General features: G+C 73.4%; 5 protein-coding genes and 1 pseudogene. All 6 read right to left on the reverse strand.

All coding sequences use genetic code 11. The features are described 5' to 3' along the window. Positions 1 to 29: 29 nt before the first annotated feature. Entirely contained in the window at positions 30 to 1481 is a 1452-nt protein-coding gene (locus ACZ6X9_RS31080; RefSeq protein WP_469781361.1) for a methylmalonyl-CoA mutase family protein, read from the reverse strand. Further along, positions 1474 to 16254, reverse strand: a pseudogene (locus ACZ6X9_RS31085) (non-ribosomal peptide synthetase); the annotation flags it as partial. The gene ACZ6X9_RS31080 and the pseudogene ACZ6X9_RS31085, both read right to left, overlap by 8 nt. A 188-nt stretch (positions 16255 to 16442) precedes the next feature. After that, the gene (locus ACZ6X9_RS31090; RefSeq protein WP_469781362.1) at positions 16443 to 17630 is read right to left on the reverse strand and encodes an FAD-dependent oxidoreductase; all 1188 of its coding nucleotides are present in this window, start codon (positions 17628 to 17630) and stop codon (positions 16443 to 16445) included. A gap of 150 nt (positions 17631 to 17780) precedes the next feature. Further along, positions 17781 to 18575, reverse strand: a complete 795-nt coding sequence (gene ddaH / locus ACZ6X9_RS31095; protein ID WP_469781430.1) for a dimethylargininase — start codon at positions 18573 to 18575, stop codon at positions 17781 to 17783. A 141-nt stretch (positions 18576 to 18716) separates the two neighbouring features. Then, entirely contained in the window at positions 18717 to 19388 is a 672-nt protein-coding gene (locus ACZ6X9_RS31100) for an FMN-binding negative transcriptional regulator (protein WP_469781363.1), read from the reverse strand. A gap of 3 nt (positions 19389 to 19391) precedes the next feature. Next, entirely contained in the window at positions 19392 to 20684 is a 1293-nt protein-coding gene (locus ACZ6X9_RS31105) for a lysine N(6)-hydroxylase/L-ornithine N(5)-oxygenase family protein (protein ID WP_469781364.1), read from the reverse strand. Between the last annotated feature and the right edge of the window lie 37 nt (positions 20685 to 20721).

The raw sequence follows: 20721 nt of genomic DNA on the forward strand, positions 1-20721 counted from the left end.
GTTTTCGGGAAAACCGGGATGGGCGGCCGTCAGGCCTGGGGTGAGCGGACGCCGAGTCCGGCCGCCACGGCGCGCTGCATCTGGCCGATGCTGGCCCGGGCCCGCGCGGCCGCGATCATCGACTCCATGACGTTGCGGCCCGCCGCGACGTCCTCGGTCAGGGCGCGCAGCTCGGCCTCGCAGTCGCCCCGCCGGAAGGGGCGGCGGCGTCCCGGCACGACGCCGGAGCGCAGTTGCCGCTCGGTGAGCCAGTCCTCCTCCTCGGACTCCTCGGCGTCCTCGACGCCGACCGTCGGACCGCCGCCGGCGTACGCCATGTCGTCGATCCGCTCCTCCAGCCAGCCGCTGCGCAGGCAGTTCAGCAGTCCGCCGCGGGCCGCGATGTCGTCCAGCCAGCCGGCCGCCTCCGCCTCGATCCCGTCGGCGATGCGGGCGATCGCGTCGGAGCCGCCGAGCGGGTCGACGTGCCGGGCGAGGTCGGTCTCCTTCAGGAGGATCTGCTGGACCCGCAGCGCCACCCGGGCCGACAACTGTCCCGGCGTCTGCGCGGCCTCGTCGAAACCGCAGACGTGCAGCGACTGCACTCCGCCGAGAACGGCCGCCATGGCCTGGACGGTGGTACGCGCGATGTTGTTGAGCGGCTCGCTGGCGGCCAGCGCGGAGCCGAAGGTGTTGACCTGGATGCGCATCCGGGTCGACTTCTCCTCGGTGGCGCCGAACAGCCTCACCATGCGCGTGGCGTACATCCTGCGCAGCACCCGGAACTTCGCCGCCTCGGCGAGGACCTCCATGTGCGTGCCGAAAATGAAGCTCAGCCGGGGCGCGACCTCGTCGGTGGTGAAACCGCGGTCCAGCATGCCCTGGAGGTACGTCTCCGCGTCGGCGATGCCGAGGGCCACCTCCATGGCCCGGTTCGCGCCCGCCTCACGGGCGTGTCCGCCCGAGATCGACACCGGGTTGACCTTGGGCAGGTGGCGTACGCAGTACTCGATGACGTCCAGGGAGAAGCGGAAGCTGTCGTCCAGGTCGAACACGAACGCCTTGCGGGCCGCGTGCTCCTTGAGCATCTCGTTCTGCAGCGTGCCCCGCAGGAGCACCGGATCGACGCCCGACTCCTCGGCGACCACGATCCAGAGGGCCAGGATCATGGGCGCGGTCGCGTTGATGGTGAACGAGACCGACACCTGGTCCAGCGGGATCCCGTCGAAGACGGCGGCCAGGTCGTCGGCGGTCGCGACGGAGACGCCGGCGCGGCCGACCTCACCCACGGCCGTCGGGTCGTCCGGGTCGAGACCGAGCTGGGTGGGCAGGTCGAAGGCCAGGGACAGCCCGGTCTCGCCGCGGTCGAGGAGGTAGCGGAAGCGCTTGTTGGTGTCCAGGCCGTCGCCGAGCCCCGCCAACTGCCTGATCGTCCACGGCCGGGACGTGTATCCCTTCGGATGAATTCCGGCCTCATAGGGAAATTCGCCGGGCTTACTCACCGTCGCCACCTTCCAGTTCCGCGTGCAGCCGGTCGCCGTAGACGGCCAGCGCGTCCGTGCTCAGAATGTCGTTGTGCTCACAGGGGACCGTGTATTCGGTGACCGGTCCGGTGACGTGACGCGTCCAGTCGCGCGAATAGCCGGGTTCGAGTTCCTTCCCGACGGCCTGGAATACGACGGCGGTTCCGCCGAACACGTCCGGTGTGTGGGCGTGCCAGAGCTCCGAGTTGTACCGGAGGTTGCGGACGACGTGGCCGATCAGCCAGGCCGGCGGAACGGCGGCGCCTAGAGCCGACTGGCCTTCGATCCATTCCGCCAGCCGCTCGTGGGAGAGCGACTCGGGCGGAGTGGGCAGATCGGCGTTCTTGGCGAAGAAGTACCGCAGGACGTCGGTCTCGTCGAATTCCTCGTCCGGTGCGCGCGTCGTGCCGGGTTCCACCAGGGCGGCGTCCAGCAGCACCAGCCGCCGCACCCGCTCCCCCCTGCCTTCCAGCACGGTGGCCACCTGGTGGGCGACGACACCGCCGAAGGACCAGCCGAGCAGGTCGTAGGGGCCCGTCGGGCGGACCGACCGTACGAGGTCGGCGTAGTGTTCCGCCATCTCCCGTACGGTGCGCGGGCGTTCGCTGTCGTCGGGTGTCTGCTGGATGGCGATGACCGGGCGCTTCACGATGCCGCCGAGGGCACGGTAGGCCCAGCCCACGCCGCCGCCGGGATGGATGCAGAAGAGCGGGTCCCCGGTGCCCTGGCACAGGGTGACGACCTGCGGCATCTCGTCCGCGGCGGACCAGACGGCGAGCTGCCGGCCGAGTCCCCGGACGGTCGGCGCCTCCATCAGGGCGCGGACGCCGATCTCGGTGTCGAACGACTCCCGGACGGCCGCGACCACCCGCATGGCGGAGAGGGAGTTGCCGCCGAGGTCGAAGAAGGAGTCGTCGACGCCGACCCGGGGGACGTCCAGCACGCGGGCGAAGATCGCCGCGAGGATCTCCTCGGTGGGAGAGGAGGGCGCGCGGTACTCGCCGCCCGAGAACTCCGGCTCCGGCAAGGCCCGTTTGTCCAGCTTGCCGTTGACGGTCAGCGGCAGCTCGTCCAGGACCACGACCGCGGCCGGGACCATGTACTCGGGCAACCGGACGGCCACCTCGCCGCGGACCGCGCCGCCGTCGAGCGCCGCCGGCCCCTCGGGCACCACGTACCCCACGAGCTGCTTGCCGGCCTCGGTGGGGCGGACGGTGACCACCGCGCGCTCGACGCCGGGGACGGCGGCCAGGGCGGCCTCGACCTCGCCGGGCTCCACGCGGAAGCCGCGGATCTTCACCTGATCGTCCGAACGGCCGACGTATTCGAGCTCACCGTCGTGGTTCCAGCGCACGAGGTCGCCGGTGCGGTACATCCGCGACCCCGCCGGGCCGAACGGGCAGGCCACGAACCGCGACGCCGTCAGCCCGGGACGGTCGACGTACCCCCGGCCGACGCTGCGGCCGGCCACGTACAGCTCGCCGACGACACCCACCGGCACCCGGCGCAAGCCCGTGTCCAGCACGAACAGCGCGTCACCCGGCACCGGCGTACCGATGGGGGCACCCGCGCCGGGGCGCATGGGGCCGCTCATCGAGGCGTAGAAGGTCTCCGTCTCCCCGTACCCGTTGATCATCGACCGGCCGGGGGCCCACCGCTCGACCAGCGCGGCGGAGCACGCCTCGCCGCCCACGAAGACGGTGCGCACCCGCTCCAGCCCCTCCGGCGAGAGCATCTCCAGCGCCGACGGCGTCTGGTTGACCGTGGTGACCCCCTCGGCGACGAGCAGCCGGTGGAAGTCGTCGGCGGAGTGGACGGCGTGCTCGGGGACGACGACCAGGCGTCCGCCGTGCAGCAGCGCACCCCACATCTCCCACACCGACACGTCGAACACATAGGAGTGGAACAGCGACCACACCTGGTCGGGGGAGGGTACGAAGGACCGTTCCGCGGGGGCGTACATCTGGGTCACGTTGGCGTGCGTGATGCCGACGCCCTTGGGAACGCCCGTCGTCCCGGAGGTGTAGGTGACGTAGGCGAGCAGACCGGCGTCCGGCAGCGGCAGCGCGGTGGTGGGCCGGACGGCCGCCTCCGGGTCCTCGACGTCCACCACCGGCAGCCCGGACGCCTCGACGCGGTGGGCGAGGCCGGCCGTGGTCACGACCAGGGCGGGCTCGGCGTCCCCGAGCACGAACTTCACTCGCTCGTCCGGGTGTTGTACGTCGATCGGCAGGTACGCGGCGCCCAGCTTCAGGAGCGCCAGGATCGCGATCACCGTGTGTGCGGAACGCGGCAGGAGCAGCGCGACGAGGACGCCCGCCCGCACGCCCCGGCCGGCCAGCAGGTGGGCCAGCCCGTCGGAGACCTCGTCCAGCTCACGGTAGGACCACGTCCGGCCCTCGAACGTCAGGGCGGCGTCGTCGGGGCGGCACCGCACCTGCGCGGCGAACAGCTCCGGAATCGACGGGTCGTCCGCCGGCTCGAACAGCACCGAGCGGCGGCCCAGGACGTCCAGCCGCTCGCGCTCCCGCCCGTCCAGCAGGTCGACGGAGAGCACCGGCCGCCCCGGCTCCGCGATCAGGGTCACGAGCAGCCGCCGCCAGCGCGCCACCAGGCGTTCGACGGTCCCGGCGTCGTAGACGTCGGTGCGGTACTCGACCACGCCGCCGATGCCCGCCGCGTGCCCCGCCTCGTCCACCCGCTCGCGGAGGCTGAAGGTCAGGTCCATCCGGGCGGTCAGGGTGTCCGCGCGCAGCGGGGAGATCTCCAGACCGGGCAGGGACAGGTCGGGCAGGGTGACGTTCTGCCAGGCGAACAGCGTCTGGATCAGTGGGTGGTGGGCTTGGGTGCGGACGGGGTTGAGGCGGTCGACGAGGGCGTCGAAGGGGACGTCCTGGTGGGCGAAGGCGTCGAGGCTGCGTTCGCGTACCTGGGTGAGGAGGTCGGTGAAGGTGGCGTTGTCGTCGATGTGGGTGCGCAGGACGAGGGTGTTGACGAAGAAGCCGACCGTGTCGTCGAACTCGGTGCGTCCGCGTCCCGCGGTGGGGACGCCGAAGGCGACGTCCGTGCTGCCGCTCAGCCGGGACAGCAGGACGGACAGCGCCGCCGACATCACCATGAACGGCGTCGCGCCGTACTCCCGCGCCGTGCGCCGCACCAGTTCCTGGAGGTCCGCGGGCCACTCCACGAGGACCTGGCCGCCCCGGTGGTCCGCGACGGCCGGGTAGGGACGGTCGGTCGGCAGCTCCAGCAGCCCTTCGAAGCCGTCGAGTTCCCGCTCCCAGTAGGCGGCCTGGAGGCCGAGCCGGCCGTCCGGATCGGCCTCGTCGCCGAGGAGCTCGTGCTGCCACAGCGTGAAGTCGGCGTACTGCACCGGCAGCGGCGACCAGGCGGGCTCCGCCCCGGCCTCGCGGGCCCGGTAGGCCGTGAACAGGTCGCGGACCAGTGGTGCCAGCGACGAGCCGTCGGCCGCGATGTGGTGCACCACCAGGGCGAGCCGGTGCTCGGTGGCCGACACCCGGAACAGCCGGGCACGGAACGGGATCTCGGCCGCCAGGTCGAAGGCGTGCCGGGTGACCGCGCCGACCGCGTCGTCCAGTCGGTCCTCGGACCACGCGGTGGCGTCGACGACGTCCCAGCCGAAGTCGGCCTCCGCCGCGTCGAGGATCCGCTGCTCGGGCACGCCGTCCACGGCGGGGAACACCGTGCGCAGGCTCTCGTGACGGCCCACGACGTCGGCGAGGGCGGCGCCCAGCGCACCGGCGTCGAGCCGGCCGGCCAAGCGCAGCACCAGCGGGATGTTGTAGGTCGCCGACGCGCCTTCCAACTGGTGGATGAACCACAGCCGGCGCTGCGCGAACGACAACGGCAGCCGCTCCGGACGCACCACCGGGACCCAGGCCTGGCCGTCGCCCGCCGGGTGGCCCACCAGAGGGGCCAGGCCCGCCACCGTCGGCGCGTCCATCAGGGCGCGGACGCCGATCTCGGTGCCGAAGGTCTCCCGGACGGCCGCGGTGACCCGCATGGCGGAGAGGGAGTTGCCGCCGAGGTCGAAGAAGGAGTCGTCGACGCCGACCCGGGGGACGTCCAGCACGCGGGCGAAGACGGCCGCGAGGATCTCCTCGGTGGGGGAGGAGGGCGCGCGGTACTCGCCGCCCGAGAACTCCGGCTCCGGCAGGGCTCGTTTGTCCAGCTTGCCGTTGACGGTCAGCGGCAGCTCGTCCAGGACCACGACCGCGGCCGGGACCATGTACTCCGGCAGCCGTACGGCCACCTCCGCGCGCACCGCCGCGCCGTCCACGCCGGCGGTCGCGTCCGCGGGCACCACATAGCCCACGAGCTGCTTGCCGCTGTCGGTGGGGCGGACGGTGACCACCGCGCGCCCGACGCCGGGGACGGCGGCCAGGGCGGCCTCGACCTCGCCGGGCTCCACGCGGAAGCCGCGGATCTTCACCTGGTCGTCGGCGCGGCCGAGGTACTCCAGTTCGCCGTCGTGGTTCCAGCGGACGAGGTCGCCGGTGCGGTACATCCGCGACCCCGCCGGGCCGAACGGGCAGGCCACGAACCGCGACGCCGTCAGCCCGGGACGGTCGACGTAGCCGCGCGCCACTCCGCGCCCGGCGACGTACAGCTCGCCGACGACGCCCACCGGCACCCGGCGCAGCGCGCCGTCCAGCACGAACAGCGCGTCACCCGGCACCGGGGAACCGATGGGGGCACCGTGGCCGGGCCGCATGGGCGCGCTCATCGAGGCGTAGACCGTGCACTCGGTCGGGCCGTAGGCGTTGACCATCTCCCGGCCCGCGGCCCAGCGCCGCACCAGGTCGGGCGGGCACGCCTCGCCGCCCACGAAGATCGTCCGCACGGCGTCCAGTCCCTCGGGCGACATCCGGCCCAGGGCGGACGGCGTCTGGGTCAGGACCGTGACGCCCTCCCCGGCCAGCAGGGCGTGGAAGTCGTCGCCGGAGCGGACGGTGTCCTCGGAGGCCACGACCAGGCGTCCGCCGTGCAGCAGCGCGCCCCACATCTCCCAGACGGAGACGTCGAACACGTAGGAGTGGAAGAGGGACCACACCTGCCCGGGCGCCAGGTCCGCCGTCCGCGTGGACGTGGTGAACAACTGCGTCACGTTGGCGTGGGTGACGGCGACGCCCTTGGGCGTACCGGTGGTGCCGGAGGTGTAGAGGACGTAGGCGATCCGGTCCGGGTCGGGTGCCGGCAGGTCGTCGGCGGGCCGCCCGGCCGGCGCCGGGTCGGTGACGCACACCACGGCCGCGTCGTGCCCGCGCAGCCGGCCGGCCAGGGCGGAGGTCGTCACCACGGCCGCCGGGGCGGCGTCCTCCAGCACGAACGCCACGCGTCCGTCCGGGGTGTCGACATCGACGGGCAGGTAGGCCGCGCCGAGTTTCAGCACCGCGAGCACGGCCGTCACGGTGTGCTCCGAGCGTGGCAGCAGCAGCGCCACCACGTCTCCCGCGCGCACCCCGCGGCCGGCCAGCAGCCGCGCCAGCGCCGTCGAGGCCTCGTCCACTTCGCGGTATGTCCACGACCGGCCCTCGAACACCACCGCCACCGCGTCCGGCCGCAGACGCACCTGCTCGGCGAAGAGCGCGGGTATCGACACCGGGGTGGCCGGCTCCGCCAGGACGGGCCGGTTGCCCAGCGCGTCGAGCCGGGCCGTCTCGTCCCCGTCCGGCACGTCGATCGACGCGAGCGGCCGGCCGGGGTCGGCCGCCATGGCGGTCACCAGCGTCTCCAGCCAGGCCAGGATCCGCCGGGCGGACCGCTCGTCGAAGACGTCGGTGCGGTACTCGAGGCGAAGCCTCAGTCGGTGGCCCGGCCAGGCCTGCACGGCGAGCGGATAGTGCGTGAACTCACGGCTCGAGGCGATCCGGACGTCGAGCCCGTCGGTGCCGAGCCGGCCGCCGGACGCCTCCAGCGGATAGTTCTCGTACACGAAGACGGTGTCGAACAGCCGCTGGTGGCCGGCGGCGCGCTGGATGTCGGCCAGCGCCGGGAACTGGTGGTCCAGGCCGTCGTGGTGGGCGTCCCGCAGGGTGTCGACCAGCTCGTCCGTGGTCGTCGCGGCGGTGGTCCGGGCCCGCACGGGGACGGTGTTGACGAACATGCCCACGGCCGACTCGCTGCCGGGCAGGTCCGCGGGGCGGCCCGCGACGGTGGTGCCGAACACCACGTCCCGGCCACCGGTCAGCACGCCCAGCAGACGGGCCCAGGCGGCTTGCAGCACGATGTTGACGGTCGTGTTCCGCTCCCGGGCCAGCCGCTCCACGGCACGGGTCACGTCGGCCGGCAGGTCGGCGCGCAGCAGCGCGCGGGCGCCGGTGGCGGGCCGGTCGGCCGGGTCCACCAGGGTCGGCGCCTCCAGGCCGGCCAGCGTCCGCCGCCAGTGCCGCAGCGCCGCGTCCGTGTCCTGGGCGGCCAGCCATTCGGCGTAGGAGCGGAAGGCGGGTGCGGGGGCCAGGGACTCCCCGCGGTAGACCGCGAAGATCTCCCGGAGCAGGATCTGGATCGACCAGCCGTCCACCACGATGTGGTGCGCGGACAGTACCAGTTCGTGCCGGTCCGGTCCCCGCTCGCGGAGCAGGACGCGCAGCGGCGGCTCGTCCTCCAGGCTGCCGCAGGCGGCCAGTTCCGCGTCGAGCAGCGCCCGCTCGTCCCGGTCGTCGGGGCCGACGTGCGTCCACGGGACGGTGGGCCGCCGCGGAATGATCTGTACCGGGTCGGCGAGCGCGTCGGGGACGAAGCGGGCCACCAGGTTGGGGTGCCGGGCCACCACGGCGTCCACGGCCGCGCGCAGCCGCGGCACGTCCAGCGCGCCGTCGATCGCGATGCCCAACTGCACGGTGTACAGCTCGGCGGGCTCCGTACCGTCGCTGCGGCGGTGGAAGAGCAGCCCGGTCTGCAGCGGGGTCAGCGGGAGGATGTCGGCGGGCTCCACGATCCGGGCGAGCCGGTCGATGTGCCGCTGGGTGACCACGGCCGGCAGCACGTCGGACGGCGTGAGACCACCGCCGCCGCCGGTCACGTACGCGGCGATCCCGGTGAGGACGTCCCGCCAGCGCGCTTGCAGCTCGGTGACGTAGGCGCGGTCGACCCGCGTGCCGGCCCAGCTCCACGTCGCGTGGAGTTCGGGCCGCGTGCCGTCGTCGAGCACGACCGCGTTGACGTCCACGGTGTGCGGCAGCAGCATCGTCCGGGAGCCGAAGCGCCGGGCGTCGGGGGACTCGAGCGGTCCCAGGATCCGCCAGTCGCCGGCGCCTTCGCCGCTGGGCGGCGCGCTGCGGCGGCCGAGGTAGTTGAAGCCGACCGCGGGGTCCTCGCCGGGCAGGCCGGCGCCGTCGCCGAGGTACTTCAGCAGACCGTAGGTGATGCCGTCGGGGACGGCGCGGAGCTGTTCCTTGGCCTCCTTGAGCCATGCGCCCAGGGCCGGGCCGCCCGCCAGGACGGTGTCCCGGTCCAGGGGCGGCGCGGTCAGCGCGACCGGGTGCTTCACGGTGAACCACCCGACGGTGTCGGTCAGGTCGGTGCCGGCGCCGATCTCCTCATGGCGGCCGTGGCCCTCCACGTCGATGCGGAAAGGCGCGCCGAAGTGCCGGTGCTGCTGGGCCAGGGCCGTGCCGAGCGCGATGAGCAGCAGCTCCTCGACGTTGACCCGCAGGGCCGCGGTCGCCTGGGTCACCAGCACGTCCGTCAGCGCGGCGTCGACCGAGACGGACGCCTGCTCCACGCTCGGCCAGGTGTCGGTCCCGGGACGCGGCGTGGGCAGCAGGGCGGCGGCCGACTCGATGCGCTGCCAGGCCGGCAGCCGTCCGGCGACCTCGGGGGAAGCGGAGTGCTCCGCCAGCGTCATGGCCCAGCGCCGGAACGAGGTGCCGCCGGCGGCCGGCGTGATCTCCCGCCCCTCGGCGAGGTGACGCCAGCTTGTCGCGAGGTCCCGCTGGATGATCCCCCACGAGACGGCGTCGACCGCGAGGTGGTGGACGACCAGCAGCAGCCTGCGGGCGGGCGCCTCCCACACGGCCCGCACCATGACACCGCGACGCGGGTCCAGTCGGCGCAGGGCGTCGGCGAACGAGGCGTCGGTGAGTTCTTCGACGACGGTGACGAGGTCCGCGGCGTCCACCGATCCCGGGGGCGGGATCACCAGGTCGTCCAGCGCGCCGTGGGCGCTGTCACCCGCGCGCAGCCGGAGCGCCGCGTGCCGGTCGAGCAGGGCCCGCAGCAGCGCGACCACGTGCGCGTGGTCCGTCTCCGGCGGCGCCTGGAACAGCATGGTCTGGTTGAACTCGTCGGCCGGCGCCCGCAGGGAGCCCAGCCAGCGGATGATCGGCGTCGCCGGGAGGGGGCCGTGGTCGTCGTCCGGTCCGGTGTGCCGCGCGTCCGGGGCGGAGAGCCGGACGGCGCGGGCCACGCGCTCCACGGTCCGCTCGACCAGGATGTCGCGGGGCTTGAGGCGCAGGCCGGCCTCCCGGGCCTGGGACACCACCCGCATGGACGAGATGCTGTCGCCGCCCAGGTCGAAGAACGAGGTGTCGACGCTGACCCGTGCCACGCCCAGCACGCGTGCGTAGATCCCGGCCAGGGTCTCCTCGACCGGCGTGGCCGGTGCCCGGTACCCCTCCGCGTCCCCGTAGACGGGGGCCGGCAGGGCCCGCTTGTCCAGCTTGCCGTTGCCGGTCACGGGCAGCGCGTCGAGCACCACGACCGCCGCCGGCACCATGTATTCGGGCAGCCGCCCGGCCGCCAGGCGCCGCAGGCCGGCACCGTCAGGCCGGTCCCCGCCCTCGCCGTCGGGGACGACGTAGCCGACCAGCCGCCGGGGCCCGGGCGGGTCCTCGCGGACCACGACCACGGCCTGCGCGACGCCGGGAGCCGCGCGCAGCACCGACTCGATCTCGCCGAGTTCGACCCGGTACCCGCGGATCTTCACCTGGTCGTCGGCGCGGCCGAGGTACTCCAGTTCGCCGTCGTGGTTCCAGCGGACGAGGTCGCCGGTGCGGTACATACGGGTACCCGCCGGGCCGAACGGGCAGGCCACGAAGCGCGACGCCGTCAGGCCGGGACGTCCCAGGTAGCCGCGGGCCAGGCCACGCCCGGCGACGTACAGCTCGCCGACGACGCCGGCCGGCACCCGGCGCAGCGCGCCGTCGAGCACGAACAGCGCGGTGCCCGAACCGGCACCGCCGATCGGCACCGGCCCGCCGGGGACCAGCGGTGCGCTCATCGACGCGTAAACCGTGCACTCGGTCGGGCCGTAGGCGTTGATCATGGCCCGGCCGGGGGCCCAGCGCTCCACCAGCGCGGGCGGGCACGCCTCGCCGCCGACCAGCAGGACCGCGACCGACGACAGCCCCTCCGGGGACAGCCGGGCCAGCGCGGACGGCGTCTGGGTGAGGACCGTGACGCCCTCGGCGACGATCAGGTCACGGAAGTCGGAGGGCGCGTGGACGGTCTCCTCGGGGACGACGACCAGGCGTCCGCCATGCAGGAGCGCACCGCACATCTCCCACACCGCGAAGTCGAACGCGTAGGAGTGGAACAGGGTCCACACCTGCTCGTGCGGCCGCGCCGCGGCCTCGGGTACGCCGGCCTCGGCGAGCCGCCGGAGGTGCGTGGCGATCAGGTCGGCGACACCGCGGTGTGTGACCGCGACGCCCTTGGGCGTACCGGTCGTCCCCGAGGTGTAGATGACGTAGGCGACCCGGTCCGGGTCGGGGTGGGGGAGGGGCGCGGCGGACCGCCGGGCGAGCTCCGGGTCCTCGACGTCCACGACCGCCGGCAGGCCGCCGTCGAGCCGGCCGGCGAAGTCCGCGGTGGTGACCACGGCCGCCGGGGCGGCGTCCTCCAGCACGAACGCCACGCGTTCGTCCGGGGTGTTGACATCGACGGGCAGGTAGGCCGCGCCGAGCTTGAGGACCGCGAGCGCGGCCGTCACCGTGTGCTCGGAACGGGGCAGCCGCAGCGCCACCACGTCGCCGGCGCGCACCCCGCGGCCGGCCAGCAGCCGCGCCAGTCGGGACGACGCCTCGTCCACCTCCCGGTACGTCCACGACCGGCCTTCGAACACCACCGCCACCGCGTCCGGCGCCCGCGAGACCTGCGCGGCGAACAGCTCCGGCACGGACGCGGCGGACGCCGGCTCCCACAGCACCGGCCGCCGGCCGAAGGCGTCGAGCCGCTCGCGCTCGTCCTCGTCCAGCACCTCGAACCCGGCCAGCGGCCGGTCCGGTGCGGCCGCGACCGCGGTCAGCAGCCGCTGCCAGCGGGCCACCATCCGCTCGACGGTCCCGGCGTCGAAGAGGTCGGCCCGGTACTCGACGACCCCGCCGATCCCCGCGGGCCGGCCGCCGTCCGTGAACCGCTCGCCCAGGCTGAACGCCAGGTCCATCCGGGCGGCCCCGATGTCCACCGACGCCGTCTCCACACGCAGCCCCGGCACCGGCACGGCCGGCGCCGTGTCGCTCCGCCAGCCGAACAACACCTGCACCAGTGGGTGGTGGGCTTGGGTGCGGACGGGGTTGAGGCGGTCGACGAGGGCGTCGAAGGGGACGTCCTGGTGGGCGAAGGCGTCGAGGCTGCGTTCGCGTACCTGGGTGAGGAGGTCGGTGAAGGTGGCGTTGTCGTCGATGTGGGTGCGCAGGACGAGGGTGTTGACGAAGAAGCCGACCGTGTCGTCGAACTCGGTGCGTCCGCGTCCCGCGGTGGGGACGCCGAAGGCGACGTCCGTGCTGCCGCTCAGCCGGGACAGCAGGACGGACAGCGCCGCCGACATCACCATGAACGGCGTCGCCCCGCGCTCCCGCGCGACCCGCAGCACCAGCTCGTGGAACGCGGCCGGCAGATCGACGGTGATCCGGCCGCCGCGCGGGTCGGCCTCCGCCGGGTACGGCCGGTCCGTGGGAAGCTCCAGCCGGCCGGGCAGCTCCGCGAGCTCCCGTTCCCAGTAGGCCGCCTGCCGGCGGAGCACACTGCCCGGGTCCGCCTCGTCGCCCAGGAGCGCGTGCTGCCACAGGGTGTAGTCGGCGTACTGGACGGGCAGCGGCGGCAGGCCGGGGGCGGTACCGGCGGCGCGCGCCGCGTAGGCGGTCCACAGATCGCGCAGCAGCGGGGTCAGCGACCAGCCGTCGGCGGCGATGTGGTGCACCACCAGCACCAGGTGGTGCTCCTCGGCCGACACGGCGAAGAGCGTCGCGCACAGCGGAAGATCCGCGGCCAGGTCGAAGCGGTGCCCGCCCCGGGCCGCGACGGCTTCCGCCAGCCGGTCCTCGGACCACGCGGTGGCGTCGACGACGTCCCAGCCGAAGCCGGCCTCCGCCGCGTCGAGGATCCGCTGCTCGGGCACGCCGTCCACGGCGGGGAACACCGTGCGCAGGCTCTCGTGACGGCCCACGACGTCGGCGAAGGCGGCGCCCAGCGCCGGCACGTCCAGCGCACCGGTCAGCCGCAGCACCAGCGGGATGTTGTACGTCGCGGACGCACCCTCCACCTGGTGGAGGAACCACAGCCGGCGCTGCGCGAACGACAACGGCAGCCGCTCCGGACGCACCACCGGGACCCAGGCGGCGCCCGCCCCCGGGGACCCGTTCAGCAGTCGGGCCAGCCCCGCCACCGTCGGCGCCTCCCACAGCGCCCGCACCCCGACCTCGCGGTCCAGGGACTCGCGCACGGCCGCCACGACCCGCATCGCGGAGAGGGAGTTGCCGCCGAGGTCGAAGAACGAGTCGTCCACCCCGACGCGCGGCAGGTCCAGCACCCGGGCGAAGACCCCGGCCAGGATTTCCTCGGTCGGCGAGGACGGCGCGCGGTACACCCCGCCGGTGAACTCCGGCTCCGGCAGCGCCCGCTTGTCCAGCTTCCCGTTCACCGTCAGCGGCAGATCCGGGACGACCATCACCACCGCCGGCACCATGTACTCCGGCACGTGCGCGGCCATCTCGCCACGCACCGCCGTGCCGTCCACTCCCGCGGCCGGGTCGGCGGGCACCACATAGGCCACCAGTTGCTTGCCGGTGTCGGTCTCCCGTGCCAGCACCGCGGTTCGTTCCACCCCGGTGACGGCCGTCAGCGCGGCCTCGACCTCGCCCAACTCCACCCGGAAGCCGCGGATCTTGACCTGCTGGTCCGAGCGCCCCACGTACTCCAGCTCGCCCGCGGCGTTCCACCGCACCAGGTCGCCGGTGCGGTACATCCGGGAACCCGCCGGGCCGAACGGGCACGCCACGAACCGCGACGCCGTCAGCCCGGGACGGCCCAGGTACCCGAGACCGACGCCGGGACCGGCCACGTACAGCTCGCCGACCACACCCGTCGGCACCCGGCGCAGCCCCGCGTCCAGCACGAAGAAGGCCAGATCGGCGAGGGGCACGCCCACGGGACTGACGTGGCCCTCCAGGTCCGCGGCCACGATGGTGCGGAACGACGCGTGGACGGTCGTCTCCGTCGTGCCGTACATGTTGATCATGTGCGGCCGGTTCTCGCGCCGCTCCAGCCACGTCCGCAGCTTCGCCGGCTCCAGCGCCTCGCCCGCGAAGACCACGGCTTCCAGCGCGTCCAGCCGGTCGCCGTCCTCCCGTCGCAGGTCGGCCGCCTGCAGGGCGTAGAACGCCGACGGCGTCTGGCTCAGCACCGAGACCTTCTCGGCGACGAGCAGCGCCTGGAGGTCGGTGGCGGACTGGACGACGTCCTCCGGGACGACGACCAGCCGGCCGCCGTGCAGCAGTGCGCCCCACATCTCCCACACCGACACGTCGAACGCGTACGAGTGGAACAGCGACCACACCTGGTCCGGCGACGGCACGAATCCCGGAGCCGTCGAGGTGAAGAGGCGGGTGACGCTCGCCTGGGAGATCGCGACGCCCTTGGGGACGCCGGTGGTACCGGAGGTGTAGATGATGTAGGCGATCCGGCGGGCGTCGGGGAAGGGCAGGGCCGTGACCGGCTGACCGGCCAGGCCGGGGTCGTGGACGTCCACCACCGGCACGTCGAAGCCGTCGAGCCGGCCGGCCGACCGGGCCGTGGTCACCACGGCCGCCGGAGCCGCGTCGCCCAGGACGAACGCCACCCGGTCATCGGGGTGCTTGACGTCGATCGGCACGTACATCGCGCCCAGCTTCAGCACCGCCAGGACCGCCACCACCGTCTCGGCGGAGCGCGGCAGCAGCAGGGCGACGGCGTCACCCGCCCCCACCCCCCGGCCCGCCAGCAGCCGCGCCAGGCGCGTGGACGCCTCGTCCAGCTCGCGGTACGTCCACGAACGCCCCTCGAAGACCAGGGCCACCGCGTCCGGCCGCCGCGCCGCCCGGGCCGCGAAGAGCTCCGGGACGGACGCGCCGCCGGTCGGCTCCGCGAGCACCGCCCGCCGGCCCAGGCCGTCGAGCCGGGCGCGCTCGTCGTCGTCCAGCACGTCGACCGAGACGGCCGGCCGGTCCATGTCGGCGACCATCGCGGCGACGATCCGCCGCAGTCGGACCACCAGCGCCTCGACGGTCGCCGCGTCGTACACGTCCGTGCGGTACTCGACCACACCGCCGATGCCCGCCGGCTCGCCCTCGGCGGTGTACCGCTCGCCCAGAGCGAACGTCAGGTCCATCCGCGCCGCGTGGGACGCCAGGGGCACGCGCTCGGCCCGGACGCCCGGCAGCTCCAGCTCGGCGTCGATGTGGTTCTGCCACCCGAGCATCACCTGGACCAGCGGGTGGTGTGCCTGCGAGCGGGCGGGGTTGACCAGGTCGACCAGCGCGTCGAACGGCGCGTCCTGGTGCGCCGACGCGTCCAGGACCCGGTCCCGCACCTGCCGCAGCAGCTCGCCGCAGGTCACCTGCCCCGAGACGTCCGCGCGGAGCACCAGCGTGTTGGCGAAGAACCCCACCAGATCGGCGAGATCGGCCTCGCGCCGGCCCGTGGTCGGCACACCGAAGGCGACGTCGGCACTGCCGGTGAGCTTCGACAGCAGGAGCGAAAGCGCCGCCGAGACCACCATGAAGCCGGTCGCCCGGTGCTCCCGGGCCACCCGCCGCACCTGATCCTGCAGCGACGCCGGCCACTCGACGGTGATCCGGGCGCCCCGGTGGTCCGCCACCGCCGGGTAGGGCCGGTCCGTGGGCAGCTCCAGCCGGCCCTCGTAGCCGCCGAGCGTCCGCTCCCAGAACCGCAGGTGACGGGCGAGCGCACTGTCCGGGTCCGACGCGCTGCCCAGCGCCTCGTGCTGCCGCAGCGCGTGCTCGGTGTAGCGGAGCGGCAGCGGCGCCCAGCCGGGGGCCCGGCCGGCGCGCCGCGCCTCGTACGCCAGCGCGACGTCCCGCAGGAACGGCGCGAGCGACAGACCGTCCGACGCGATGTGGTGCATCACGAACACGAGCAGGTGCTCGTCGGCCGCCCGCCGGAAGAGCCGGGCCCGGAACGGGACCTCGGCGGCGAGGTCGAACGCGTACCACGCGACCTTCCCCACGGCGTCGTCCAGGGCCTCCGCCGGCCGGCCGGCCGCGTCGACGACCTCCCAGCCGAAGTCCGCCTCCGCCGCGTCGAGGACACGCTGCCCGGGGACGCCGTCCACGGCCGGGAACACCGTCCGCAGGCTCTCGTGCCGGTCCACGACGTCGGCGACCGCCATACCCAGCGCCCGGGCGTCGAGCTCACCGGTGAGCCGCATCACCAGGGGGATGTTGTACGTCGCCGACCGTCCCTCCATCTGCTGGACGAACCACAGCCGGCGCTGCGCGAAGGACAACGGGATCAATGCTCAACCTAACTTCCGGCGGGCAGCGGAGAGCTGCCGGCGCACTACGGGACGCGGCGGGGCCGCGCGGCGCGGGCGAGGAGGCGCCCGGCCGGGCCACCGGCCACGGGGTACGGGGGGTGAACCACCGGCACGGGCGTGCGCGCCCGGCGGTTCCGCGAGGTCTACGACAGGGCCACGAGGGCCTACAACAGGTCCACCACGTCGGCCGACATGAACTGGCGCATCCTGATCACCCCGCCGACCAGGGCGAAGTAACGCTCCGTCAGTTCGGCGGAGCCGGCGATGGCGTGCAGCATGCGCAGCCGCGCCTTCGTCGGGTTCAGGCGGGCGAGTTCGAGGGTGCTCGTGTACGGCTCGTCCAGGGCGGCGGCCATGTCCTTCGCGAAGCGCGCCGTGGCCTCGTCGACGGCCACCGGGTCCGCGAGGTCCGCTCCGGCGAGGGCCCCGGCGATCAGATCGGCCTGGATCAGCGCGTTGGTGATGCCGCGCGCGCTGATCGAGTCGAGGTGGTGCGCCGCGTCCCCGACCAGCGCCCAGCCCGGGCCGTGCGCCGCGCGGAAGTAGTTCCGCTGGTCCCCGGTTCCCCGCCACCGGTCCGCCCGCTCGCCGGACATCATCCGCTCGTACAGCTCCGGCGCGGTCGACTCCACCGCCGACAGGTACGCCGCCGCGGGGTCACGGCGGGCGGCCGCGAACTCGCCCTGGGGCAGGTAGGCGGCGACGATCGTCAGGTCGTCGTGGGTGGGGATGCGGGCGATCCAGCGGCCCGCCCGCTCGTGGAAACCGAACCCGGTGCGCACGCCGTGCCAGAAGGTGTAGTAGACGCAGGTCGCCAGGGGAGCCGACCGGACGGCGGGCGCGTCGACCAGTTCCGCGACCTTCGAGCGCATGCCGTCCGCCCCGATGACCAGGTCCGCCGACACGGTCGTCACCGCGTCGCCGGTACGCAGCCGGACCCCGGCGACCCGGCCGTCGCGCCGCACCAGGTCCTCCAGCCGCGTGCCGTCCGCGAACTCGGCGCCGGCCGCGACCGCCGCCCGCACGAGCAGGCCGTCGAGGACGTGACGCCGCGGGGCATACGTGGCGGTCACCCCGTCCATCGCCGGCGCCGGGGCGGACAGTCGGAGGCCGTCGATGTCGTGACTGACGGTGTCCAGGGGCGGGCAGCCGGAGGCGACGACGTCGTCGAGCACCCCCCAGCGCGCCAGCCGGACGACCCCCGGCTGGTGGATGTACAGCGTGGACATGGTGTCCGACGGGAAGGACGCCTTGTCGACCAGCAGGACGCGCCGTCCCTGCCGGGCCAGCAGCAGGGCGGTCGACGCGCCCGCACAGCGCGCGCCCACCACCACGACGTCGTAATGACTCATCACACGTTCCCCCTTGTCGGCCGCGGACACCACGCGGCTCTTGCTGTTCACCGGCCCGCCGGATGAGCACCGGCCGCCCGGAAAGGCGCCAGACTGCTCCCGAAAGGCGCCAGACCGCCCGGAAAAGGCGCCGGCTGCCCTGAGAAAGCGTCAGGCGGACGCCCGCCGGTCCGTCCGCAGTTCCAAGGTGCAGCATTTCGCGCTGCCCCCGGCCTTGAGGAGTTCGGAGAGGTCCACCCCGACCGGGCGGAATCCGCGCTCCTCCAACCGGGCCGCGAGACCGGTGGCCGCCTCGGGGAGAACCACGTTGAGACCGTCGCTGAACGCGTTGAGTCCGAAGACCGCGGCGTCCTCGGGGGAGGCCAGGATCGCGTCGGGGAACATCTCCCGGAGCACCGACCGGCTTCCCGGCGAGAAGGCCTCCGGGTAGTACATGATCTCGTCGTCCGACAGCACCGCCAGGGCGGTGTCCAGGTGGTAATGGCGCGGGTCGACCAGGGTGAGACCGGTGACCGGGAGCCCGAAGAACTCCTGCGCCTCGGCGTGCGAACGCCGGTCGGTGCGGAAACCGGTGCCCGCCAGCAGGCGCCGGCCGACGAGCAGGTAATCGCCCTCGCCCTCGTTGATGAATTCCGGCCACAGGGCGTCGTCGAAACCCCGCTCCCGGAACCAGGAAAGGTAGGCGGGCCCCTCGGCCGTCCGCTCGGCGTGCCGGAACCGCGCCCCGAGCACCTTTCCGTCCACCACCGTCGCGCCGTTGGCGGCGAACACCATGTCGGGCAGCCCGGGTACCGGGTCGATCACATCCACGGTGTGGCCGAGCGACAGGTAGAGGTCGTGCAGCCTTTCCCACTGGGCGAGCGCCAGATCGGCGTCGCACGGCTTTTCCGGGTCCATCCACGGATTGATGGAGTAGACGACGCCGTAATGGCTGGGGCGGCACATCAGGAGACGGCGCGGGGTCGCCGTCCGGCGCCGGGCGTTCCGTCCGGCGTCAGGGGTCACATCGGTGGCAGGCACGGGCGTGCTCCTCTGCATGGGGGGTTGCGGTGCCGTGAATCCGGCACCCGTTCGGCTTCCGCCGGTTCAGACGTCGACGCGGTGCGCGTGGTGGAACTCCCGCATGAACGCGGCGAGATCCCCGCCGCGTCCGGTGTCACCGGCGGCGAAGCGGGCGGCGACCTTTTCCCGGATGTCCGGGTCCTTCTCCTGGCTGAGCTTGAACATGCCGTCCGCCGATTCCACGTCGAAGTGGAAGGCCCCCACGGCGGGGCCGATATGACGGAAGTAGTCCAGCGAGCCGTCCGGCTCCCATCCGTCGCCGAAGTCCTTCTCGTACGCCTGCACCGTCAGCCGGACGACTTCCAGCGTCTCCTCGAAATCCGGGATCGGCCGCACTGTTCCCCGGAGGTGCACCGAGACGAAATTCCAGGTCGGGGCCGCCGGTGTGACCCCGTAGACGGCGGGGGTGACGTAACCGTTCGGACCGGTGAAGACCAGTCGGGCCCGGGTGCCGTCGGCCAGCGCGTCCCAGTGGGGGTTGGCCCGGTTCATGTGGCCGAGCAGGGTGGCGCCCTCCGGGCCACCGGGCGTCCGGCCGTCCGGTTCCGGGGCCGCGTCGGGGCTGAAGATCACCGGTAGGTGGGTGGCGTACGGCTCCTCCGGCCCGTTGGTGACCAGGGTGGCCAGCGGGTACCGCGCCATGACCTGGCGGAGCCACGACCGGTCGTCCGCCTCGTAGATCGGTGGAACGTACATGGTTTACCTCGTGAGAAGGGACTGGGCGATCTCGCCGGACCGGACCGCGGTGGTGGACAGGAGGCCGGCCGAGAGGCCGTGGGAGTGCTCGGTGCTCGCGCCGTGCACGTAGATCCCGCAGCGCACCGCGTCCGAGGTGGTCACGCGGAAGTCACGTGCCACGTCGAGCCGCCCCCGCTCGTCCCGCTTGCACTCGGGCAGCAGGTCGCCGAGCAGCGGCGCCGGGTCCGCGGGCCGGTAGCCGGTGGCGTAGACGACCACGTCGGCCTCCAGGACCCGCACCTCACCGGACACCGTCGACTCGACCTCCACCCGTACGCCGTCGGCGTGTTCGGCGACGGAGGCGACGCGCGAGGTGTTGAGCATCCGCAGCCGCTGCCGGCCGAGGACCTTCTCCTGGTAGCTCCTGCGGTACAGCTCCTGGGACAGGTCCAGGTCGACCACCGAGTAGTTGGTGTTGCCGTGGTAGTCGAGGAGGCGCTGTTTGGCGTCGTCCGGGGCGTCGAAGAACCGGTCGACGGCCTCCGGGTCGAAGATCCCGTTGGCGAACGGGCTGTCGTCGGCGACGCTGTAGCCGTAACGCGAGAGCACGGTGTGCACGGTGGCGTCGGTGAAGGTGCGGTGCAGGAAGTCGGCCGCCTCGGCGGCGCTCTGGCCGGAACCGACGACGACGATGTCGCGCGGGGCGCGGCCGACGGCGGCGGCCCGGTGCAGCAACCCGGAGCTGTGCCAGACGCGTGCGGACTCCGTGACACCCTCCGGGAGCCGTGGCGTCAGCCCCAGGCCGATGACGACGTTCCGTGCACGACGGACGACGGTCTCCGGGCCGCCGGCCGCCGGGCGGGCCAGCACGTCGACGCAGGTGACCACGCCGTCCTCGGTGACCGGCCGGAGACCGGTGACCTCGGTGCCGTAGGTCACATGCGACCGGAACCGGTCGGCCGCCCATTCGAGGTAGTCGTGGAATTCGACACGCAGCGGGTAGAGCGTCTTGCTGTTGATGAACTCCGCGATCCTGCCCTTTTCCCGGAGGTAGGACACGAAGGTGTAGCGGCTCCGCGGATCGCGCATGGTCGCCAGGTCCTTGAGAAACGAGACCTGCATCGTCGCGTCTTCCATCAGCATGCCGCGGTGCCAGCCGAACCGGGGCTGCCGCTCGTAGAACGCCATGCCGACATCCGGTGATCCCGGCCGGGTTCCGGTGACGTCTTCGAGAGCGATCGCCAGCGCGAGATTGGAAGGGCCGAACCCGATCCCAACAACGTCTGTCACAGATGAGTCTGGCCGTGCCGTCATAGCTTGAATTGCCTTCCGATTTCGCTTGCGTCGTGCA

The organism is Streptomyces sp. NPDC052910, from assembly GCF_055585605.1.

Excerpts from the sequence above, each read along its gene's own strand:
- ACZ6X9_RS31090 (WP_469781362.1), bottom strand. The coding sequence starts at position 17,630 with ATGAGTCATTACGACGTCGTGGTGGTGGGCGCGCGCTGTGCGGGCGCG.
- ddaH (WP_469781430.1), bottom strand. The coding sequence starts at position 18,575 with ATGTGCCGCCCCAGCCATTACGGCGTCGTCTACTCCATCAATCCGTGG.
- ACZ6X9_RS31100 (WP_469781363.1), bottom strand. The coding sequence starts at position 19,388 with ATGTACGTTCCACCGATCTACGAGGCGGACGACCGGTCGTGGCTCCGC.
- ACZ6X9_RS31105 (WP_469781364.1), bottom strand. The coding sequence starts at position 20,684 with ATGACGGCACGGCCAGACTCATCTGTGACAGACGTTGTTGGGATCGGG.